General features: G+C 74.1%; 1 protein-coding gene. It reads left to right on the forward strand.

Going from position 1 to position 1,870, the window contains the following annotated elements; translation table 11 throughout:
- Positions 1 to 7: 7 nt before the first annotated feature.
- The coding region (locus Q7W29_08905; GenBank protein ID MDO9171935.1) for a putative baseplate assembly protein at positions 8 to 1,870 on the forward strand (1,863 nt) is incomplete at its 3' end.

The raw sequence follows: 1,870 nt of genomic DNA on the forward strand, positions 1-1,870 counted from the left end.
CGCGGCGGTGGACGCCCACGCCACGCTCAACGGCATCGACTGGCTGGAGGTGCTGGACCTCGACGCCCCCCTGGGCAGCCCGCGCCAGCGCACCCTGCTCGTGCGCCTGCTCAAGCCGGTGCCGGCCGGGCTCACGCGCGAGCAGGTGGTGGTCGAAGGCGGCGAGCGCATCCGCCGCATCGAGGTTCAGTGGATCGGCGTGGCCAGCGCGCCCCCGGTTCAGGCGAACGCGGCCGAGCAAGCCCTGTTCAGCGCGCTGGCCGAGGCCGACCACGTGCTGCTGGTGCGCACCGACAGCGCGGGCGACTTCTCGCGCTATACCTTGCGGCTCACGCAGGACCCGGCCACGCCCACCCCGCTGCCCGACTTCGATCCCCGGCTCTCCGAGATCGAATTCCGCTTCAAGGTCGAGTGCCCGAGCGACTTCGACTGCCGCACGCCACCGGGCTGCACCAGGCCCCCGAAGCCGGTCCCCGACATCAACTACCTCGCCCGCGACTACGAGAGCCTGCGCCGGCTGGTGATCGACCGCCTGGCGCGCAACATGCCGGGCTGGCGCGACCGCAGCCCGGCCGATCTGGCCACCACGCTGGCCGAGCTGATCGCCTACGTGGGCGATCTGCAGCACTACCAACTCGACGCCGTCGCCACCGAGGCCTACCTGCACACCGCCCGCCGGCGCAGCAGCCTGCGCCGCCACGCCCTGCTGGTGGACTACGCGGTGCACGAAGGCTGCAACGCCCGCGCCTGGCTGCACTTCGACGTGAGCGGCGGCCCCTTCCCCCTGCCCGATGACCTGCGCTGCTACACCCAGGTGGCGGGTGTGCCCCCGCGCATCGTTCCCGACTCGCCCGCCGAGCGCGCCGCGCTGCAGGCCCGGCCCCTGGTGTTCGAGCCGCTGCACGGCGCGACCCTGCGCGAGGCGCACAACAGCTTTGAGTTCCACACCTGGGGCGATGCCCGCTGCTGCCTGTCCCGGGGCGCCACCCGCGCCACGCTGCGCGGCCACTGGCCCGAGCTGCAGACGGGCGACGTGCTGATCTTCCAGGAGCAACTCGGCCCGCTCAGCGGCGAGCCCGAAGACGCCGACCCCGCCCACCGCCACGCGGTGCGCCTGAGCGCCGTGCGCGCCTTCGACGGCACCGACCCGCTGACCGACCCGCTGCCGCCCGACCCGGGCGACCCCGGCGCCCTGACCGAGATCACCGAGATCGCCTGGCACCCGGCCGACGCCCTGCCCTTCGCCCTGTGCATCTCCAGCGAAACCGACGAGGCCCACGGCAGCGTGCTGATCCACGGCGTGAGCACCGCGCTGGGCAACAACGTGCTGGTCGATCACGGCCAGCGCATCGAAGACGAGCCGCTGGGCAGCGTGCCGCAACCCCGGCTGCACCACCCGGCCGTGCTGGGCGACGCCTGCCAGCGCGAGGCGCCGCAACCCCTGCCCCCGCGCTACCGGCCGCGGCTGGCCAGCGCGCCGCTCACCCACCAGGGCACGGTGCTCGTGACGCGGGTCGACAACGGCGTGCGCACCAGCGAACGCCTGCTGTTCGACCCGCAGGACTCGGCCAGCGCCGCCATGCGCTGGCGCACCGCCGACGCGCTGCCCCGGATCGGCCTCAACGCCACGCAGGGCAGCGGCAGCGAGGCCTGGAGCCCGCGGCGCGACCTGCTCTCCAGCCGGGCCAGCGACACCCATTTCGTGATCGAAGCCGAAGACGACGGCAGCGCGCGGCTGCGCTTCGGTGACGACCTGCACGGCCGCCGCCCCGACAGCGGCACCGCCTTCAGCGCGCACTACCGCGTGGGCAACGGGCCGCAGGGCAACGTGGGCGCGCAGGCCATCGCCCACGTGGTGACCACCCAGGGC

This window comes from bacterium (genome assembly GCA_030654305.1).
Classification (GTDB): Bacteria; Krumholzibacteriota; Krumholzibacteriia; order LZORAL124-64-63; family LZORAL124-64-63; genus PNOJ01.